We start from the raw sequence: 19,390 nt of genomic DNA, 5'->3' as shown, positions 1-19,390 counted from the left end.
ATAGCGGCACCGAGTGCCGTTAAGGTAGCAACTGGCTTGCGATAGCGGCACCGAGTGCCGTTAAGGCAGCAGCCGGGTTGCAATTGCGGCACAGGGTGCCGTTAAGGTAGCAACTGGCTTGCGATAGCGGCACCGAGTGCCGTTAAGGCAGCAGCTGGTTTGCAATAACGGCATAGGGTGCCGTTATTCCCTTCTCCTGGGTCTCTTGCATCGCAATAATGGCACCGAATGCCGCTGGACAGGATTAGGAACCGGTGTAAACAGTTTCTCCACCGATCACAGTTTCCAGCAGCATATCCGGATCTTCCCGGCAGATATCCCGGTCCAGGATAGTCAGGTCCGCATATTTCCCCGGTATCAACGTTCCTTTGACCGCTTCCTCCCGGGTGGCATAAGTGCCTCCCACTGTAAACAATCTCACTGCTTCTTCCATTGTCAACCCGCCATCGGGGGGATCCAGGGTAGTTCGGGTAATGCCTGCACGTGCAAATGCCACAGAATTGGCGAGATACACATGGTTACAGATCCTTGTAAGAAAAAGGGGATGGTGCGGCACCGCTTCATCAAGTTCTGCCAGTGTGGGAATGTGTGCATCTGGGAAATTGTTGGTGTGATCCATTGTACAGAATCTTCCATGGGTAAAGATTGTTGTCAATTGGTTTACCCCCACCACAATAATAGTACACACACTCCGGAAACTACCGCCAGTGCTGCAGTGTCTTGCTTCGTCCACCGCAATTGATACCATGGGGTCCGCTCCGCAGTCCGGTTGTACCCCCGGGAATCAATCGCCGTTGCCAGATCATCTCCCATTCTTAAGATGGAGATCAGCAGAGGCACCGCCAGCTTTGGAAGATAAATGGGAGACAACTTCCGGCTGCCTGGCTTCCGGTTCCCCTTGGCCAGCAACGCTTTATGCAGTTGGCCCATTTTTTCCAGAATCCAGGGTACAAACTGCAGCGCAACCGAGACAGCAAGCGACAGATCCCGCGTTGGGACACCCAGTTTCCGCAAAGGACGGATGCCCCACTCAAACCCTTCCCGCAAGGGAGCCCCCGATGTGGTCTCCGTAAACACAAGCCCCAGCAAAACCACCAGCAGAAAACGGGCCACCCCGATGGCCCCGTTGGTTGCCCCTTGATAAGAGATGCCAACCGGTCCGATCCACAAGTCCGGATTGCCAAAGGAGATCGCCGATATCAGAAACAGGAAGATGTACATCACAGATAGGGAGCGGAGGAAAGTGCCGGCTCTCCGCCAGTTGATCTGAGCGATCATAAGCAGAGCGATGGCCAGCAGAAAAGCAGTTGCAATCCCCCATAAGGCGGTCAACTGGAGACAAGCCACGGACAGTCCCACCATCGCCGCCCATTTGGCCCTTGGATCCAGTCGGTGAAGCAGGGACTTGCCCTGGCGGGGATGGGGGTTCCAAAGAGACTGTGAGTCATTTTGCACAACCCCAACGGGTGTTGCCGGGACTGTTGTGACCGCCAGGCTGCCTGTGGGCACTTGCTGTTCGTTGGTCCCCATCCTGCTCTCATCAGATTTCTCCAGGGATGCAAGAAACTCCTCAACGGTTGTGGGCGCCCCCATGTCTTTGCCCCTCATTCTTAAAAGGTAAGAAATACGGACGATGGAGGGGAATTCAAGTCCTGCTTCCTCCATGAAAAAAGGGTGTTCCGCCAATTGCGAAGGAATTCCGTTATATACGATCCTGCCTTCCTTGAGCAGCACAATCCTGTCAGCCAGCGGGAAAAAAGCATCCAGTTCGTGTGTGGCGATTACAATGGTGATGCCATCCCGTTTTAATTGATAAAGAATGTCGAGAAGGTCACGGCTGGCAGACGGGTCCAGTCCGGCCGTCGGTTCGTCCAGCACCAATGCCTTCGGTTTCAGCACCAGGGCCGCAGCGATTGCCACCCGCCTTTTTTCCCCGCCGCTGAGCAGATAGGGAGACCTCTCCAGAAACTCATCCGGTTCCAATCCTACTTGGTTCAAGGCTTGTTTGATCAGAGAGGGTCTTTCCCTCTTTGGTACCTTGTGCATCTGCAGCCCCAACTCAAGTTCCTCACGGACTGTTGCCGCAAACAACTGGTTCTCCGGAATCTGAAACACGATTCCCACTTGGTTGCAAGATCCGCCTTCAAAAATCACCTCGCCGGAGGAAGGGGTCTCGAGACCCGACAGCAGTTGCAGCAGCGTAGACTTGCCGCTTCCCGTCCGTCCGCACAAAACGGTAAAGGCTCCCGGAGAAACGTCAAGATCGATGCCCTCCAGCGCCGTTTCCCTCCCGTATTGGAAACTTACATCACGAAGCTGCATTCGCATAGCAGGTCCGCCACCTCCCTTTCCTTAAGCGGCAAGTTTTGCATGGGAACCCCTTGTTGCTTGAGCCACCTGCCGATTTTTACAACAGCAGGCACGTCCCAACCTGCCCGTTCGGGAATGTCCGTATCATAGAATAGGGTTCGCGCGTCTCCGTCAAAAGTGATCTGTCCCCGCTCCATGAACAGGATTCGCGGTGCTTCCAACAGTTCTTGCAAGCGCTGCGTGACCCATACGACGGTCACTCCCGACTTCCACAGGTCGTGTGCCCGCGACAGGATTTCCTTCCTCCCGACAGGATCCAACATGGCAGTTGCTTCGTCAAACAACAGGCACTGTGGTTCCAACACCAGCCCGCTGGCAATGGCAAGCCGTTGTTTCTGCCCGCCGGACAGGGTGGAAACCTCCGCAAACAACTTGTTTCCAAGTCCCACCTGCCTGGTCGTCCTGTCAATCCGGGTCAGCATCTCTTCCCTTGGGATTCCCCGGCTCTCCAGGCCAAACGCCACGTCTTCCGCAACTATGGCGCCGGTGATCTGGGCATCCGGATTCTGAAACACCATCTGAACCTTCTGTTTGACAAGATCCCGTTGTTCCGGATCCAGTAAATCCAGTCCTGCCACTGTCAAGGAGCCCGACGTGGGCATGACCAGTCCGTTGCACAGACGAAGCAAGGTTGATTTTCCCGAACCGTTGGCCCCTGTAAGAGCCACCCACTCTCCCTGCGCAATCTCAAGATCCACACCCGCCAAAGTCTGGATCTGCCGCATTCCGTCCCAGTACGAGTGAGAGATATTCCTCATATGAATCATTACAAAAATTCCTCTCTTCACAATTAATGGTCACGCATGGTATGATCCAGATGGAAATAGTTAACTACCTAAATAGTAATGGTTAACAATCAAGGGGGCAAGAGTAAAAATGAACAAATGGACAACCCGCGGACTGGTGTTCAGCGCCCTGTTCGCCGCCATCTACATGGCACTTACTTATGGGAAGCTTTATCTCCCCATCTCGCCCGTCCCGATTTCCCTCAGCAACTTCGGTGTGATGCTGGCCGGCAGCATCCTGGGAGCCCGGTACGGCTTTCTGGCAGTCGCAATTGTAGTGGCTCTGGCATTTGCAGGACTCCCTGTCTTTGGCGGGAATGGCGGTATCGCCCTCCTCCTGGGGCCGTCGGGAGGATTTATCCTCATGCAACCTTTTGCAGCACTCCTGCTTGGCTGCTTCGCATCCGGAATGGTTCGCGACAAACTCGCATTCATTAAGCTCTTGGCAGCGAATTTCCTGTTCGGTTCTCTTTTTCTCTATCCGATCGGACTTTCCTGGCTGGCTTACAAGCTAAATTGGTCGTTCTCCAAAGCCATCTATTCGGGCTTCCTGGTGTATATGCCGGGGGACATCCTAAAGGCTGCTGTCTGCACCGTCGTGGCGCTGGCCGTATGGCGGGTCTACCCCACCGAAAGAATTACCGGGCAAACTCTTGTGCGGTAAGTTTGGACAGCAGAACCCCGGTCAAATTCGACCGGGGTTTGATTTTTCAATACGGATTATACATTAAACTTTGCCAACGCCTTTTGCATATCTTCCGCCAGTCGGGATAATGATTGAGCGGAAGCTGCAACTTCTTCCATCGCTGCAAGTTGTTCCTGGCTCGCTCCGGATGTTTGTTCGCTCGCGCTTGCTCCTTCTTCGGCTGTCTTCCTGACTGTCTCAACGGAACCTATAATCTGCTGACTTCCCGCTGCCGCTTGCTGCACTGCGGCCGATACTTCTTGCACTTTATTGGTTACATTGGAGACCGCTTGTTCAATTGAATAGAATGCCTCGCTTACATGTTTGGATTTCTGCAAGCCAATGCTAACCTTTTCAGTCCCTTGCTGCATGGATACTACTGCTTGATCGGTCTCTTTCTGAATTTCTCCGATCAAACCCGAAATCTGTTGTGCCGATTTGGCGGATTGTTCCGCAAGCTTGCGAACCTCATCTGCCACAACCGCAAATCCACGACCCATTTCTCCGGCACGGGCCGCTTCAATCGCTGCGTTGAGTGCAAGCAGGTTTGTTTGGTTTGCGATATCGGTGATCAACGAAACAATATCACCAATTTCTTTTGATCGATTGCCCAGAGTTTTGATGATCGACGCTGTCTCTTGCACGGTAACGTTGATTTCATTCATTTGGTTTAGAACTTCATTAACGGCATTGACGCCCTCTTTGGATGTATGAGACGCATCTTCGGCCAAGGCGGACACTGCTTCACTGTTTGCGGCAATTTGGTTGATGCTGTCTGACAGTTGATTTACGGCGGCTGCTGCTTCATTGACACTTTTCAGCTGTTCTTCAGCTCCTGCCGCTACTTGTTGGGTAGCGGTTGCGATCTGTTCAGCCGCTTTTGAACTTTCTGCCGCACTTGCGGTTAATTCTTCGGAAGAAACAGCTACGTGAGCTGCTGTATTCCTAACGTTATTGATCAGATTTCGCAGATTGCCAACCATCGTATTCACAGCAACAGCCAATTGTCCGATCTCATCATTTGATTTCATCTCCAGTCTTTCTATCCGAAGATCTCCGTCAGCAACACGATTTGCCGCCTCCATGACTCTGTTGACAGAGGACGTAATATTTCGAATCAGCCAGCCGCCAATCAGCAGAATCAGAACAAGTGCAATCACGACTGTACCAATCGTAAAAGTTTGTGAAGTTTGATTGCTGTTTTTGATTTCGGACATTTTATTTTCGGCATAAACTTCTGCAATTTCCTCGATTTGATTTAAACTGTCTCTGGCAACGTCAAATTTGTCGTTCAATGAGATTATTTCATAGATCAAAGCGGCCCTCTCTTCGACAGGGACGTTTGCCATTGCATCTATCAGCGAGTTGGAGGCATTTTCCCAATCATTGAAATTTATATAAAACAGGTCAAAATTCTCGAAAACGTTACTTTTCGTTTCCGGGTGTTTGAGTTCCGCAAATCGGATGCGATCCTTCTCAAATATTGCTTTTGCCGTTTCTACTCTCTCTCTGGTTTGCTTAATGTTGTTTTTGTAAGATTTTAACAATTCCTGATAGTTTTGATTTGTTGATTCTGTGAATAACAACGTGTGCAAGGCAACAAGCGCCTGGTACATATCTCTGTCGGCGTTGAGAACACTCTTGGAAGACTTGTAAGTTTCCGCATATAATGACTCCTGTAATTCTTCCGTAACAGTGTTTAGCTTTTGAATGGAAAATGCAGTTGCTACGATAAACACTAAAAGCGGTATGCCAAGAATGGCAAACAATTTCGTCTGCAACCCGAATTTTTTAAACATTCCGAATCCCCCCTCCCCAAAGTTTCAAGATCAGACAGTCTACGGCACTTTCCCAAAATTTTTAAAAATATATTCCAGTTGACATTAACTTACTATACGAGGAAAAACAAGTAAATGATAAGAAGGTCACCGCAAACTGTTGATTTTTCAGCCAGCTTCCCGTATAATGAATTTCTGTGTTATTCCTTACTCTCACCCATTCAAATACTCCTTTAGACCCCTTGTTTTTTTCGGGGTGTATCAAGGTGAGGGTCATAGGCCATAAGGAAAAGGAGGAAGTTCAAATGCGTGCATACGAAACTATGTACATTCTTCAACCGGATCTGGAAGAAGAAGCTCGCAAAGCCCTCGTGGAGAAGTTCAACAATATCATCACTGACAACGGCGGTCAACTGGAAAAAGTGACCGAACTGGGTCAGCGTCGTCTTGCTTACGAAATCGAAGGCTTCAAGCAAGGCTACTATGTGCAGTTGAACTACAATGCAGAGCCTACGGTTCCGCAGGAACTCGAGCGCGTTCTTCGCATCAGCGACGAAGTGATTCGAATTCTGACGACTGTAGCGAACGCTTAATTCTACGAGGAAGGAGATAAGTAAAATGAACGATTTTAAGAAAAAACGCGGCAAGCGCCGCAAAGTTTGCAAACTTTGTGTGGACAAGATCGAACATGTGGATTACAAAGACACCAACCGTCTGAGCCGTTTCATTACGGAGCGCGGCAAGATTCTTCCGCGCCGTATCTCCGGCAACTGCGCGCATCATCAGCGTCAAGTCACCCGTGCAATCAAGAATGCCCGTGTGATCGCATTGCTGCCTTACACGGTTGAAGGCTAAACTTCTTGACAAACCTATAAAGATTCCTTTATTCTATTAGAGTCTAAGCAGAAGCGCTCGCTTCTCACCTGCTTGCCGGTTGCGATCAGGTTCATCTGTGATACGGTCTGTTTTCGTATTCATGGCGGGCGCATTATGCGCCCGCTTTCTTATTTTATTTGGAGGTGACTCACTATTAGTCGCGATCACGAAGTTCAGATCAATGAAGAGATTCGTGCACGGGAAGTGCGATTGATCGACGAGAAAGGCGAACAGCTTGGCATCATGCCTCTGAACAAAGCATTGGATCTGGCTGCAGAGCGTGAACTGGATCTTGTCAACGTTGCACCGACCGCAAAGCCCCCCGTATGCAAGATCATGGACTACGGGAAATTCAAATTCGAACAACAGAAGAAAGAAAAAGAGGCTCGCAAGAATCAGCAAGTGATCAACATTAAGGAGATCCGACTGTCACCAACCATTGACGAGCACGATTTCCAGACCAAGCTCCGCAATGCAGTCAAGTTTCTCCAAAATGGCGACAAAGTGAAAGTCTCCGTCCGGTTCCGCGGCCGTCAAATCACGCACACGGAAATCGGAAAGAAAGTCCTTGATCGCATGATCGAGCAGACGAGCGAATTGGCTACTGTGGAACGTTCTCCGAACATGGATGGGCGTCAGATGATTATGATTCTTGCTCCAAGAAAGGGATGAAATAGCGATGCCGAAAATGAAAACCAAGCGTTCCGCCGCAAAGCGTTTCAAGCGTACAGGTTCCGGCAAACTGAAGCGTTCCCACGCTTACACCAGCCACCTGTTCTCGAACAAATCCGAGAAGCAAAAGCGTCAACTGAAAAAAGCCGCTCTCGTATCCAAGGGCGACCAGAAGCGCATTGCACAACTCGTAACCTATATCTAAGTCTGAAGGAGTTGAAACATCATGCCGCGCGTTAAAGGTGGTACGGTTACACGCCGTCGTCATAAAAAAATCCTGAAACTTGCACGTGGGTACCGTGGTTCCAAACACAGACTGTTTAAGACTGCGAATGCCCAAGTCATGAAGTCCTTGCTTTACGCATTCCGTGACCGTCGTCAGCGCAAGCGCGACTTCCGGAAGCTGTGGATTACCCGGATCAACGCTCAAGCTCGCGTAAACGGACTGTCCTACAGCAAGCTGATCAACGGCCTCAAGAAAGCAGGCATCGAAGTGAACCGCAAGATGCTGGCTGACCTGGCTGTCAATGACAAAGATGCATTTGCATCCATCTGCGAAAAAGCAAAAGCTAACTGATGTGTGTTAAAAATGCTTTGACCGTTAAGCCGGAATCGGCTTAACGGTCTTTTTTAGCATTTCTATCAGGCATGTTCTTCTCCCTGCGAGATTCTTGCAGCACCCGGGAACATCTCATTGACTTCCCAGGACTCGACAATCCGCCGCGCCTGCGCGAAAGGCAATCCAAACCTTCCCATCAGGTAGGAGATTGCCGCAATTTCCAAAATCGCATGCGGCACGGTTGCGCCTTCCACTTGGATTTCATACGGAAAGTACCGGACAAGCGGTCTAACTACCGCAAGCACTTGGCGGGCCAGCGGGGACCCGGGTCCATAAATCTGGCCGCCATAAGGCATTTCCATACCCATTGGCTGTGTGGGAGCCATCGGCACAGGTGCCATCCCGGGATACCCATATCCCGGGTATTCCGGATACGTCATCTGTCTGTATACATCCATCCAATCGCCCATGTAATACATGTTGTTCCTCCCTGTTCGCGGTTTGTTTTCACGTTTTCAGGGTATGATGGGGGCTTTTGTCCTGCCCCTGGCATATCCGCCCATTTTAGTCTGCCACGGCTGCATCCGGAACCACCTGAGCAGCGTTTGCCGCTTCACCCGTTTTTGACTGCAGCCTGTAAATGAGCCTGTACTGGGCAATACCTGCCAGGGCCAGCCAAACAGCCAATATGCCAAACAGCACAAGACCTCCCAGGTATTCGAACACAAAACCGCTTAGGACCGGTCCCACAGCCTTGGACAGTTGCCAACTCAGTGTGAAAATTGAAAAATACCTTCCCCGCATGTCCGGAGGAGCTATCAAGGACACAGCCTTCTGAATATGAGGCCCGTTCATCATTTCACCAAGGGTAAACAGCAATTCCACCAAGACAAGCAGGACAAAAGCAGGAGCCACCCCGTATCCAATCGCCACTAAGGCAAACAGGAAATACGATGCCAGAATGACCTTGTGCCGGGCAAAATGCTCCGTTTGCCTTGCGATCCACATCTGCAGCAGAATCACAGTCGTTCCGTTTATAGTCATCAGCCAGGTGAACACTGACAGATAATTATCGTAGTGATCTTTGAGATGCAAAGGAAACGTGGACTCCACCTGGGTATATAACATTCCTACCGGAAGGGCAAAGAACGTCATCAAGTACAGATTTTTGTGTTCCCGGAATCCAAGCTTTGGCGCTTTGCTGCGAATCGTATTGGCCTTGATTTCCGATGGCAGAGTTTCAGGCACTTTCCACCAAACCAGAACCGTGTAGATCAAGAAAGCACATGCCGATAAGGCAAAGACAAGCTGCGGATTCTTTGTGAACACCGCCAGCCCGAGGAGCGGTCCTGCCGCAGCTCCCACGTTCAAAGCGGTATGCAAGAGCGCAAAGACCTCCGCCCGCTTTTCTTCGGGTACGACATCCGCCACCTGGGCATTGGCCGCCGGGAAGAACATAGCCATACCCATCCCGTTCAGAATCGCCAACACGGCAAACTCCCAAAGGGAATCGGCAAAGACAAAGCCCGTCATGGAGATCATCTCGACAATCAAGGCGATCATCATGACCGGTTTTCGCCCGTACCGGTCTGCAAGCGATCCGCCCCAGATGTTCATGAATACCCCGCTTGAGAACTGGAGTCCGAGAATGACCATGGGCATCATTACCGAACCGCCCAACTTGTCATACAGGTACAGCACGAGGAAAGGCCGCAACATAAATCCGGCCACCGTTGTCAGGATGGTACCAAACACACGCACCCAAATGGCCGTATCATACTGATGGACGAAAGCTCTAATCCGGTTCATCCCAAACCCCTCCCTTGCTGAATATTACTCATTTTACAGTTTCATCCAACGCTTGAATAGTGAAACTGCGCTTATTGCTCAAAGTTCCAATTTTCCAACTATATCGGGTAGGAAGGGATGCCCCGAATCTGATAGAATAAAAATCGATCAGAGGTTTTCGCCAACGCAACTGATTGTATCCGGACTTCAGGAAGGAGGAGCCTCGATGACCACTGCCGTATTTTACGTTACACTGGCTTTGCATTTGCTGGCTGTAGCTTTCAAACTGCTGCTGCTGTTCATGATTCCACGGCTGAAGAACGTAGCGCAAGTCCAGGACTTTCTGGTTAAGTATAAAAAAATGGATTCGGCTGCCAACCGGACCCTCTGGCTTACAGGCGGCGCCATGATTCTGGCCAACTACCGGCTGCTGTTCCAAATGTGGCTGCTGGTCTCCATGCTGATCTACATGGTGATTTTCTGGATTATCAAGCAAGTGGCCCTGAAAGGCATGGAAGAAGTGGCCGCCAGCAAGAAGATCCACGCCCGCGAGGAACTGCGGAAACTCCGCATCTCCAATTGGTGTGCCATCATCATTGTGTTCATCTTGCTGATGTCCATCGGCACCCTAATGATGACCAAACCGTTTTAATTAAACATCCGACGCCGCTTGGAAATCTGTTTGTAGAAAAATTTGGCTATCCTCATGAACAGTCCGGATTTTAACCCTATTCCCATCCACCTGTAACCCGGCAAATGGGCAAGTACATACAGAACGCCTTCCGCTCCTTTGTACCGCTGCCCTTCTATAATCACTTGCATCTCCGTCATTGCTTCCTGATAAGGTATGTCATAACGAATCAGCACTTCCGGATCCTGCAGCGGGGTGAATGCCAAAAGCCCTGTCCGGTCCTTGCTCCTTAGCCACTGGACACTCCCCTTGCAAAGATTGCAATCTCCGTCATAGATCACGTGAATCCGATCATCCATTCCGATCATCTCCCGACCCATGCCGTTCCTTCTTTGTTACCATGATTTCCTTCAGCATTTCGACAAACGAAAGAGCCGCTTTTGACAGATACCTGCCTTCCCGGTAGGCCACAACCAAAGTCCTGGTAGGAACAGGTTCTGCCAATTGCATGTAAATCGGCCTGATCGAGGTCCAACCGGAACGGGCCACCATCTCCGGCACCAGTGTGATCCCCATTCCTGCCGCCACCAGGGACTGCACCGTTTCAATGTTGGAGCTTTCAAAAGCAATCTGCGGCTCAAAGCCGGCTTCCCGGCAGAGATCCAGTACAATTTGCCGAAATCCCTGTCCCTGTTTCAACAGAATGAAGGGTTCACGGCGCAAACTGGCCAGGTTGACACGTACGGGCTTCCCCTTCATGCCCGACTTCCGAGCCGTTTTCTTCGCCAGAGGGTGTCCGGGAGGAACCGCCAACAGAATTTCTTCCTTCAGGATTGGTTCATACACCAGAGAGGGTTCTCCCAATGGCAGAGTAAGCAGCGTTATATCGGTCTTCCCTTTAACGGTCAATGTTTCCAGTTCCTCTGTCGTATCTTCCACCAACACCGCTTCGATGCCGGGAAACTTTTTCTGAAAAACCGGCAGCACCAAAGGCAACACATGGGCTCCTGTAATCGGGAGACTGCCGATGACCAGGCGGCCCTTTTTGAGATTGGCCACATCCTCCATTTCACGGCGGAGCTGATCTGTTAAATCAAGAATTCTGCCTGCAGTTGCAACAAACCGCTCCCCTGCAAACGTCAAGTCGAGCGGAGTGGACGTACGGTCAAACAGCTTTACCCCCAACTGCTGCTCCAACTTCAGGATTTGCTGGCTAAGAGAGGGTTGGGCGATGTGCAGCTTTTCGGCCGCTCTGGAGAAACTCCTTTCCTCCGCCACTTTGAGCACATATTGCAATTGACGCAATTCCATGCCGGTTCCCCCTTAAAATAGGATGTTTTATCCCGCGTTGACCGCATGGACGCGGTCGCTCTTAGCGGGGTATCCTCTGCTGTTGATTGCTTCGGTTGGCCCACATCCGTTCCAGCATGCCGGTCGTAAGATAGACACCGGCAAAGACAAGCAGACCGCCCCACACTTGCGATGCAGTGATAGTTTCTCCCAGCATCAGACTGATCAACGCCGTAAACACCGGAATCAGATTCAGAAAGATCCCCGCCTGGCTTGCCCCAATCGCCCGTACCGACATGTTCCAGAACACAAAAGAACCCACGGAAGGAAAGATCGTCATGTACAGAATTCCGGTTACTGCCACCATGCTGATCGACCCTGTGTCAATTCCCTGGATAAAGGCAAACGGGGCCATGATCAGTGTCGAATAGAACGTCGAAATGGCTGTTGCCGTAATAGGCGGCACACCGGCAATTCGCTTTCCGATAATCGAATAGAGAGTCCAGACGATCACCGCACCGATCATGAGCAGGTCTCCCTGGTTGTATTCAGTATGAAAAAGCTGTCCAAGGTTTCCTTTTGTCAGTATTACGAGGACCCCAATCAGAGACACCACAAACCCGCCCGCCTGAGGCAAGGAGATTCGTTCCCGCAGCAGAAATACGGAAAATAATACAATCACACCTGGATTCAGCGCACTGACAAGGGCTGCGTTGGTTGGTGATGTAAAGGCGAGCGCCGAATACAAAAGCAGATTGTACCCGATTACCCCCAGTATTCCCATGGCAACCAGCGTCGGCCACTCCTTCCCGGCGTGCCTCCAATTCGGCTTCTCAAGGAAATGTGCAATCGGAAACAGCATGCCCAACGACAGCACCCACCGTGAGAAAGTGATCCAAAGGGGAGACATCTCGGCAATCACATATTTGCCGAATATATAGTTGCCTGCCCAAAACAGATTGCAGAACACCAACAGAATCCAAGCCTTATATTTTCCCATAGTCCCCTCTCCTCCCGGTATCACCGATACATTATAGATAAAACCTATTCGTTTTATATTTACTATATATTTGACCTATCAATAACTCCATGGTACAACAATACTAAGATTAAATAAAGCACAAGTTTAAACACTAAAGGGGGAAACGTCAAAATGGCCCACCCGCGCACGTTGTTCGAGAAGATTTGGGATGCGCACGTGATTCATGCAGAAGAAGGGAAGCCCAGCATTCTCTATATCGATTTGCATCTGGTTCATGAAGTTACATCACCGCAGGCCTTTGACGGTCTTCGCATGGCCGGCCGGAAGGTGCGCCGCCCGGAGCGGACATTTGCCGTAATGGACCACAACGTTCCAACCACCGACCGGAGGTTGCCGATTGAAGATCCCATATCCAAACAGCAAATGGAGACCCTTGCCCGCAACTGTGAAGAGTTCGGCATCCGCCTGGCCGATTTGCACAGCCCCGATCAAGGAATCGTACATGTAATCGGACCGGAACTCGGGCTGACACACCCCGGCATGACCATTGTCTGCGGAGACAGCCACACCTCCACCCACGGCGCCTTTGGCGCGCTGGCGTTCGGGATCGGCACCAGCGAAGTGGAGCATGTATTGGCCACCCAGTGTCTGTCCCAGTCAAAACCCAAAACCATGGAAGTGCGAGTGAATGGAAAACTGCCTTTCGGTGTCACGGCAAAGGATTTGATTCTTGGGATTATTGCCAAATTCGGCACTGATTTCGGCACGGGGTATGTAATCGAATATACGGGTGAAGCAGTGCGGGAGATGTCCATGGAAGAACGCATGACTGTCTGCAATATGTCAATTGAAGCGGGTGCCCGTGCCGGACTGATAGCTCCTGATGAGACCACCTACTCCTACCTGCGGGGACGCCAATACGCCCCTCAAGGGGATGCGTTTGAGGATGCGGTCAAGAGATGGTACCAGTTAAGAACGGATGAGGGAGCCGTCTACGACAAGGTTGTGGAGTTTGACGCAGCCAGTTTGGTGCCTCAAGTAACATGGGGAACCAGTCCGGGCATGGGAGCCGATATTACCGCGCGAGTGCCTGCTCCGGAGGATTTTGCAACTCTCGCTGAACGAAAGGCGGCAGAGGCCGCATTGGCCTATATGGGACTCACACCGGGAACCCCCATCAGTGAAATCCGGATTGACCGGGTATTTATCGGTTCCTGCACCAACAGCCGGATTGAAGATTTGAGAGTGGCGGCTCAGGTGGTGAAAGGAAAGAAAGTGGCAAGCCATGTCAATGCCATGGTAGTGCCGGGTTCGTACCGTGTTAAGCAGCAGGCGGAACGGGAAGGACTGGATCAAATTTTCAAGGATGCGGGGTTTGAATGGAGAGAACCGGGATGCAGCATGTGTCTGGCCATGAACCCCGATGTTCTGCAGCCGGGTGAGCGGTGTGCGTCCACTTCCAACCGGAATTTTGAAGGCCGTCAGGGCCGGGGCGGACGCACCCATCTCGTCTCCCCGCCGATGGCCGCTGCAGCTGCCATTGCGGGACACTTTGTCGACATACGGAACTGGGAATAAAGGAGGGAGACTCATGCAACCTTTTGTGAGACACACTGGCATTGTAGCACCGCTGGACAGAGTAAACGTGGATACGGACGCCATCATTCCCAAGCAATTTTTGAAACGAATCGAACGGACCGGTTTCGGGCAATTTCTTTTCTATGACTGGCGCTTTGACGAACAGGGACAGGTGCGGGAAGACTTCGAACTGAACCGGCCGAGATACCGGGGAGCCTCCATTCTGCTTGCCCAACAGAATTTCGGCTGCGGATCATCGCGGGAACATGCTCCGTGGTCCCTGCTCGATTATGGGTTCCGTGCCATTATCGCGCCATCCTTTGCCGACATCTTCTACAACAACTGTTTCAAAAACGGGATCCTGCCCATCCGTTTGCCCCAATCGGACGTTGATGCCCTGTTCGCCCGAACGGCGGAAATCGAGGGTTACCAGTTGACAATCGATCTGGAGCAGCAAACTGTAAGCGACAATCAAGGCTTTCAGTCTTCCTTCGAAGTGGACCCGTATCGTCGCGAACTGCTTCTGAAAGGACTGGACGACATCGGGATTACTCTGCAGTATGAGGACAAGATTCGGGCTTATGAAGAACGGCTGGCTTAGACCAACTATTCTCGTCAGGCCAACCGGAACGAATTAGCGGCACAGAGTGCCGTTAAGGCAGCAGCTGGCTTACAATAGCGGCACAGAGTGCCGTTAAGGCAGCAGCTGGCTTACAATAGCGGTACAGGGTGCCGTTAAGGCAGCAGTTGGCTTGCAATAGCGGCACAGGGTGCCGTTAAGGCAGCAGCTGGTTTGCAATAGCGGCACAGGGTGCCGTTAGGGCAGCGGCTGGCTTGCAATAGCGGCACAGGGTGCCGTTAGGGCAGCGGCTGGCTTGCAATCAGCGGCACAGCGACTCAATTTAGAGATTTTCAGGGACTTATTATCTGTATTTGGCCCTCGATTTTTAAGATAAGGGGTTTTAAGGGATTTATTTGACCTTCTTTCAACCCTTTCCCCTCAAAACTCCCAGAATAAGCACTCGGGAATCCCTAATTCAATGATAATCCGCTAAAAACCAGAAATAAGTACTTGAAAATCCCTTTTTCTGCACACAGAGGATCTGCCCAAAGTACAAAGAGACCCTCATATTTTTGGTAACATGTTCCGTTTGGAGCAGCATATTTATTTTGTAAAGATCAATATAAAAAACTCTTGGTATTCGCCAAGAGTTTTTGTTGTCTTGAAATGAATTAGTCTCTTATACGTTTACCAAAAAACGTGCCAATGTAAATGCTTAGAGTCTTGATACTCTCCAAGATTAGTCATTACTCTACACGCTCCGTACTTTGATACGAGTTGGGATGCAACCTTTTTTACAACGTCAATCAACTCAATAAGTAGGTCTGTATCACTTTCCTCTAATGTAAGAAGAGATAAAACGTGTCTTTTCAGAATTACAACAATATGGACTTCATAATGGGCGGATATGATAATATGTGAGAACATTATCAGTCTCAAAAACTTTCTGAACAGGGGTTTTTCCACTAAGAACTTCCTCACAATAAAAATCTTGCGTCATATCTAACCTCACCTTTTCTTCCTTAATGGTATTAATAATGCCCTTCATAGTTGACAAGTAAATTCATGGTCATTTCTTTCCATAAATTTATTCCATCAATAAATCCTATGTCAATTTAAATCCAATTTTGTTGTTTAAATTGGCATAATCCTTGATAAAACAAGAAAATGGCGTCAAAACTTATGTCAGTTTACACGCCATTTCATATGTCTTTTAGTGTCTTTCTACCTTAAAACGGAACCCGTTATGCTTTTGGGAAGGCCACTTTGCTTATCTGATCCAGGCAAGCCCGATCGATCCGGGCCCCGCGTGCACCGCGATGGCGGAGCCCAGTTCCTGGACGGACACTTTAAGGTTCGAATACATCTCCTGAAGTTCTTTCTTCCACTCGTTGGCTTGTTCCCACACATTCGTATGTATCACACAGATCCGAAGATCCTGGGAACGGTATTCGGACAACAATTCAAAGATTCGGCTTTTGGCCTTTTTGAAACTTCGCACCTTTTCAAACACCACTGCCCTGCCATCGGGAAGGTGCAGAATCGGCTTGATCTGCAGCAGATTGCCCAAGAGGAATTGCGCCGCATTCATCCGGCCCCCGCGATGCACAAACTCCAGATTGTCCAAAATAATATACGCGCTGAATCTTTCCGGATAAGTCTGCAGAAACTCTACGATTTCAGCAAAATCTTTCCCTTCCCGTTCCATTCTCTGTCCATCAAGAACCATCTGGGCAAGCGGAAAGGAAGTAATCTTCGAGTCAATCACCGCCAAATCAAATCCGACCATTTCGGCCGCCATCCTGGCAGTCTCCAAGGTACCGCTGAGGTTGGCTGAAATAAGAACGGCAATTCCTTTCTTGTAGCCTTCGTCCATTATCCGCTTATAAAGTTCAGCAAAATCACCGACTGACGGCTGTGAGGTCTTGGGCAACTCCCCTCTGTCAATTCTTGCATAAAACTCTTCGTTGGTGATCTCCATCCCGTCACGAAAGCTTTCATTGTCAAATACCACATACAGGGGGATAAGATGAATGTTGTGCTCCGCTGCTTGTTCCGGCGTAAAACCGGAAGTGCTGTCTGTTATCCAAGCGATTTTTGTCAAATGAATTCGCCCCTAAGATTCAAATGAATTCAACTAATTATTGCGAAAAAAACCTATATGTGCAAGCGAAAATCTTATTTGTCAAGATGCGCAAAAAAGCCGTCCCATTATGGAACGGCACCGGGTCATCGGCCTTTCCTGATTAGTTGCAGATTGTTACTGACGAACTGATTCCCTGACTTCCCCGTTGGGCAGCATCGCGTATTCATGAATCTTGCCGTCCCCATTGGGGTAATACATCAGACAGGAACTTGTTCTGTTTGATAAAGTCCGGATCGGCCTTTTTGCCGCCCTTTTCCCGGCACCCTGTGCTACAATAGAGGAAAACTTTCTGGAGGCCGCTATGGAGGCAACACTTGAAATCATTGTTCGTTCAACCGAAATTGATGTGAACGGGCACGTGAACAATGCCAAATATCTGGAGTACCTGGAATGGGGACGGGAAGAGTGGTTTGACCAAAACAACCTGCAGTATGAACATCTGCTGGAGATGGGAGTGCAAACCGTCACGGTCAACATCAATATCAACTACCGGAAGGAATGCCGGCAGGGAGAAGTGCTCCTGATCAAGACCCGACCGGAAAAGTTGGGGCGGACAAGTTTTGTGCTTCAACAGGAGATCTGCAAGAAGGACAGCGGAGAACTGGCTGCCGATGCGGCTGTGACAGTGGTGACAATCGATTCGAATACGCGAAAAAGCCGGCCGGTGCCTGAGGAGTTGGCACGACTCTTTTAGAGCGCCGTGACATTTTTGCCGCCTTCCCTATAGAATGTACTAAACTTGATACAGGGAGGTTCGGACTGTGAAATTTTCCACCATCGTCAAAATGGGGGGCCATACATTCAACCTTCTGCAGAACAAAGATTTGCTGGAAATTTACGGCATGGCAAGCAAAGGGCTTAAAACCTACATGGAAAAGCAAAAACAACAGCAGCCAACTGCCCAATACATTCCGGTCTACATTCCACCCCAATACCCGGCACCGATTGATTCTGCCTATTGGAACCGGATGGGTTACGGACCGTACCCAGGGAGCCCCAGAATGCCAGTTCCTCCCCTATATCCGGTACCCGCTCGCACCCAAACACGGCAAGGAACCAAAAAGTAAAGGCCATTCCCGAAAAAAACGGGCATGGCCTTTTTTTCTGCAAGAGTTCCTTTCTTTCCCGCAACCCGCGATTATCTCGCCCGGTCTTGGAGGTGTTTGTCAAGGTGCGGTTTGGGAGTAATCCTTTGTATCCGGCTCAAACCACTTGATCCCGATGCTGGGGCGACCCGTTTCATCCTGCGGATTCACTTGGATTTCTTTCTTTGGAACCGGTTTGCGGTTCATCACAATAACAGCTTTGCTTGGATCATCCACATAAAAGGTAAGCCCCCGCACCTGATCTATGGTAATTTCCTGTCTTCCGAACAGCGGGTCCTGAATGGATTTGACATGGATGATGGTCTTGCCGTTTTTCTTTGTCATCTTGTATTCAACAAACTGCTGGGCCACACTATAATTCAGCAGACGGGAAGTGCGTGCCACCAGGATCTTGCCTTTGTAATGGTAGTCCGCCAATCTGCGGAGCGCTTCCACATCCGAATACCAGTAAAATGGAAAGGGAGTATTGGAGCCGCCAAAGTGCTGTGCATAAATGCAATACTGGTTTTTTGCAACCAATTGGTCCAGGCGTTCCTTCGTCAAATATTTGCCGATGTCCCCGTCATCCGGACTCCAGGCCCACTCAATCTGCCCTTTGATAACTTCGTGCGTGTATCTGTGAAACCCCCATATTTTCTGACCGTCCCTCAACTGAATGGGGAAAATGGGGTTGTCCTGCCCGAACTTGTCCTCCCCAACTGAGTTCCATACGAAGCGCACTCCATTTTTGATGGTGAGATCCGTATGGTAATAAGGGGATTTTGGATCGTCACCCGCTTGATAACGCAGAAAGTTCAGCGGGTTGTGCGCACCAAAATTTTGCCTGTTCCCCTCGTTTCCATGGTTGATCCAATAATGAGGGCGGATACCCACTTTGTTAAGATTCTCCCATGCGGCAATTGCCAATTCCCTGGAGAAAACCACATCTTCTCTGTTCTTCCGGGAAAAATCACCGAAAGTATGCATTCCGTCAATCCAACCCGCATCAAAGTAATGCTTCAGTAACTCAGGCTTGTTAAACGCATTCGGGTCTGTAAGCTTGTTTAACGTAATGACGGCATCTACAGTTTCTCCGTTGACATCTACCTTGTGCCGGCTGTCATTTCCCATGTACACCCACATCGTATCCCCAACATCCAATCCCAACCCGGGTCCTGCAGGCGTCATCTCCCTCGTGTTCAGAAAGCGATGGTAGATCGCAAATTCACGGGGTGTTGTGTCATCGATGTCGCTGGCAAACGCAAACATGGCGCCGTATGGATAGGGAAACTTCCGGAGATCCCGCACACGGTCAGGCGATGGCAAAGGTACCTCGAACTTCGGGCGAAGGATCCGGTCAAATCCGGTGCCCTCCTGATCATCTTCGACGGAAGTGTGATCCAATTCCAGGGAGGATGTAACCCCTTCTTCTGCATAAGCCGAGAAGACGGCCTTTGTCCGGTGGATCTTGAAGACAGTCACCGGCACAAACAGAGTGATAATAATGAGAACTGCCAAGATGCGAGATAACAAGGAAAAACGCCCCTATGAATTAATTGTTAAATCTCAGTCATTATATCATGTACCCGTTAGATTGCGACAC

General features: G+C 50.1%; 22 protein-coding genes, 1 pseudogene and 1 other annotated feature. Of the genes and pseudogenes, 11 read left to right on the top strand and 12 right to left on the bottom strand.

Going from position 1 to position 19,390, the window contains the following annotated elements; genetic code table 11:
• Window positions 1-244: 244 nt before the first annotated feature.
• Genes EFBL_RS02980 through EFBL_RS02970 form a run of 3 tightly spaced genes read right to left on the bottom strand, consistent with a single transcriptional unit; the run spans window position 245 to window position 3,137 of the window.
• A complete protein-coding gene (locus EFBL_RS02980; protein WP_172899629.1) occupies window positions 245-655 on the bottom strand; it encodes an amidohydrolase family protein in 411 nt (136 codons plus the stop codon).
• Window positions 656-660: 5 nt separating this feature from the next.
• Entirely contained in the window at window positions 661-2,328 is a 1,668-nt protein-coding gene (locus EFBL_RS02975) for an ATP-binding cassette domain-containing protein (RefSeq protein WP_096180655.1), read from the bottom strand.
• Complete coding sequence (locus EFBL_RS02970) at window positions 2,304-3,137, bottom strand: ATP-binding cassette domain-containing protein (protein ID WP_096180654.1); 834 nt, start codon at window positions 3,135-3,137, stop codon at window positions 2,304-2,306. The genes EFBL_RS02975 and EFBL_RS02970 overlap by 25 nt, the downstream gene beginning before the upstream one ends.
• Window positions 3,138-3,246: 109 nt before the next feature.
• Here EFBL_RS02970 and EFBL_RS02965 point away from each other — a divergent pair, with 109 nt between their 5' ends.
• Window positions 3,247-3,819, top strand: coding sequence for a biotin transporter BioY (locus tag EFBL_RS02965; protein WP_096180653.1), 573 nt, complete (start codon window positions 3,247-3,249; stop codon window positions 3,817-3,819).
• A 56-nt stretch (window positions 3,820-3,875) separates the two neighbouring features.
• Here the strand turns inward: EFBL_RS02965 and EFBL_RS02960 are convergent, their stop codons facing one another.
• Window positions 3,876-5,639 (bottom strand): methyl-accepting chemotaxis protein, encoded by a 1,764-nt coding sequence (locus EFBL_RS02960; RefSeq protein WP_096180652.1) that lies wholly within the window; start codon window positions 5,637-5,639, stop codon window positions 3,876-3,878.
• A gap of 284 nt (window positions 5,640-5,923) precedes the next feature.
• Between EFBL_RS02960 and rpsF the strand changes: the two genes are divergently transcribed.
• From rpsF to rplT, 5 genes are all read left to right on the top strand, one after another.
• Entirely contained in the window at window positions 5,924-6,211 is a 288-nt protein-coding gene (gene rpsF / locus EFBL_RS02955; protein ID WP_096180651.1) for a 30S ribosomal protein S6, read from the top strand.
• Window positions 6,212-6,236: 25 nt separating this feature from the next.
• Window positions 6,237-6,473: a 30S ribosomal protein S18 gene (rpsR, locus tag EFBL_RS02950; protein ID WP_096180650.1), complete on the top strand. Its 237-nt coding sequence runs from the start codon at window positions 6,237-6,239 to the stop codon at window positions 6,471-6,473.
• Between the two features lie 39 nt (window positions 6,474-6,512).
• Window positions 6,513-6,632 (top strand) — a sequence feature (ribosomal protein L20 leader region).
• A gap of 15 nt (window positions 6,633-6,647) precedes the next feature.
• Window positions 6,648-7,166, top strand: coding sequence for a translation initiation factor IF-3 (gene infC, locus EFBL_RS02945; RefSeq protein ID WP_096180649.1), 519 nt, complete (start codon window positions 6,648-6,650; stop codon window positions 7,164-7,166).
• 7 nt (window positions 7,167-7,173) lie between these two features.
• Window positions 7,174-7,371 (top strand): 50S ribosomal protein L35, encoded by a 198-nt coding sequence (gene rpmI, locus EFBL_RS02940; protein ID WP_096180648.1) that lies wholly within the window; start codon window positions 7,174-7,176, stop codon window positions 7,369-7,371.
• Between the two features lie 21 nt (window positions 7,372-7,392).
• Window positions 7,393-7,743: a 50S ribosomal protein L20 gene (gene rplT / locus EFBL_RS02935; protein WP_096180647.1), complete on the top strand. Its 351-nt coding sequence runs from the start codon at window positions 7,393-7,395 to the stop codon at window positions 7,741-7,743.
• A 65-nt stretch (window positions 7,744-7,808) separates the two neighbouring features.
• Here rplT and EFBL_RS02930 read toward each other — a convergent pair whose 3' ends face one another.
• Window positions 7,809-8,204, bottom strand: coding sequence for a hypothetical protein (locus EFBL_RS02930; protein ID WP_231705665.1), 396 nt, complete (start codon window positions 8,202-8,204; stop codon window positions 7,809-7,811).
• A gap of 85 nt (window positions 8,205-8,289) precedes the next feature.
• Entirely contained in the window at window positions 8,290-9,534 is a 1,245-nt protein-coding gene (locus tag EFBL_RS02925) for an MDR family MFS transporter (protein ID WP_096180646.1), read from the bottom strand.
• A gap of 205 nt (window positions 9,535-9,739) precedes the next feature.
• Here EFBL_RS02925 and EFBL_RS02920 point away from each other — a divergent pair, with 205 nt between their 5' ends.
• A complete protein-coding gene (locus EFBL_RS02920) occupies window positions 9,740-10,165 on the top strand; it encodes a hypothetical protein (protein ID WP_096180645.1) in 426 nt (141 codons plus the stop codon).
• On the opposite strand, the gene EFBL_RS02915 is transcribed toward EFBL_RS02920, so the two are convergent.
• The 3 genes from EFBL_RS02915 to EFBL_RS02905 all read right to left on the bottom strand — a co-directional run bounded on the left by EFBL_RS02915 (window position 10,162) and on the right by EFBL_RS02905 (window position 12,434).
• Window positions 10,162-10,503, bottom strand: a complete 342-nt coding sequence (locus EFBL_RS02915; protein WP_165912503.1) for a thiol-disulfide oxidoreductase DCC family protein — start codon at window positions 10,501-10,503, stop codon at window positions 10,162-10,164. The genes EFBL_RS02920 and EFBL_RS02915 overlap by 4 nt on opposite strands.
• Window positions 10,496-11,455 carry a LysR family transcriptional regulator gene (locus EFBL_RS02910; protein ID WP_096180644.1) on the bottom strand — a complete coding sequence of 320 codons (960 nt, stop codon included), beginning with the start codon at window positions 11,453-11,455 and terminating at the stop codon, window positions 10,496-10,498. Before EFBL_RS02910 ends, EFBL_RS02915 begins: the two co-directional genes overlap by 8 nt.
• 61 nt (window positions 11,456-11,516) lie before the next feature.
• Entirely contained in the window at window positions 11,517-12,434 is a 918-nt protein-coding gene (locus EFBL_RS02905) for a DMT family transporter (RefSeq protein ID WP_096180643.1), read from the bottom strand.
• Window positions 12,435-12,587: 153 nt separating this feature from the next.
• On the opposite strand from EFBL_RS02905, the gene leuC reads away from it, so the two are divergent.
• Window positions 12,588-13,994, top strand: a complete 1,407-nt coding sequence (gene leuC / locus EFBL_RS02900) for a 3-isopropylmalate dehydratase large subunit (RefSeq protein WP_096180642.1) — start codon at window positions 12,588-12,590, stop codon at window positions 13,992-13,994.
• Between the two features lie 13 nt (window positions 13,995-14,007).
• Window positions 14,008-14,595 carry a 3-isopropylmalate dehydratase small subunit gene (leuD, locus tag EFBL_RS02895; protein ID WP_096180641.1) on the top strand — a complete coding sequence of 196 codons (588 nt, stop codon included), beginning with the start codon at window positions 14,008-14,010 and terminating at the stop codon, window positions 14,593-14,595.
• Between the two features lie 632 nt (window positions 14,596-15,227).
• On the opposite strand, the pseudogene EFBL_RS02890 reads toward leuD, so the two are convergent.
• Together EFBL_RS02890 and EFBL_RS02885 are read right to left on the bottom strand one after the other, a co-directional pair.
• Window positions 15,228-15,556, bottom strand: a pseudogene (locus EFBL_RS02890) (HIT family protein).
• 270 nt (window positions 15,557-15,826) lie between these two features.
• Complete coding sequence (locus EFBL_RS02885; protein WP_165912502.1) at window positions 15,827-16,660, bottom strand: DegV family protein; 834 nt, start codon at window positions 16,658-16,660, stop codon at window positions 15,827-15,829.
• A 343-nt stretch (window positions 16,661-17,003) separates the two neighbouring features.
• On the opposite strand from EFBL_RS02885, the gene EFBL_RS02875 reads away from it, so the two are divergent.
• A complete protein-coding gene (locus tag EFBL_RS02875; protein WP_096180638.1) occupies window positions 17,004-17,396 on the top strand; it encodes an acyl-CoA thioesterase in 393 nt (130 codons plus the stop codon).
• Window positions 17,397-17,463: 67 nt separating this feature from the next.
• Window positions 17,464-17,769 (top strand): hypothetical protein, encoded by a 306-nt coding sequence (locus EFBL_RS02870; protein WP_096180637.1) that lies wholly within the window; start codon window positions 17,464-17,466, stop codon window positions 17,767-17,769.
• 99 nt (window positions 17,770-17,868) lie between these two features.
• On the opposite strand, the gene EFBL_RS02865 is transcribed toward EFBL_RS02870, so the two are convergent.
• Window positions 17,869-19,320, bottom strand: coding sequence for a hypothetical protein (locus EFBL_RS02865; protein ID WP_207907572.1), 1,452 nt, complete (start codon window positions 19,318-19,320; stop codon window positions 17,869-17,871).
• Between the last annotated feature and the right edge of the window lie 70 nt (window positions 19,321-19,390).

Origin of the sequence: Effusibacillus lacus (assembly GCF_002335525.1) — a bacterium.
GTDB lineage: Bacteria > Bacillota > Bacilli > Tumebacillales > Effusibacillaceae > Effusibacillus > Effusibacillus lacus.
The sequence above is the reverse complement of the archived record's forward strand: the minus strand, read 5'-3'. Positions and strand labels throughout refer to the sequence as shown.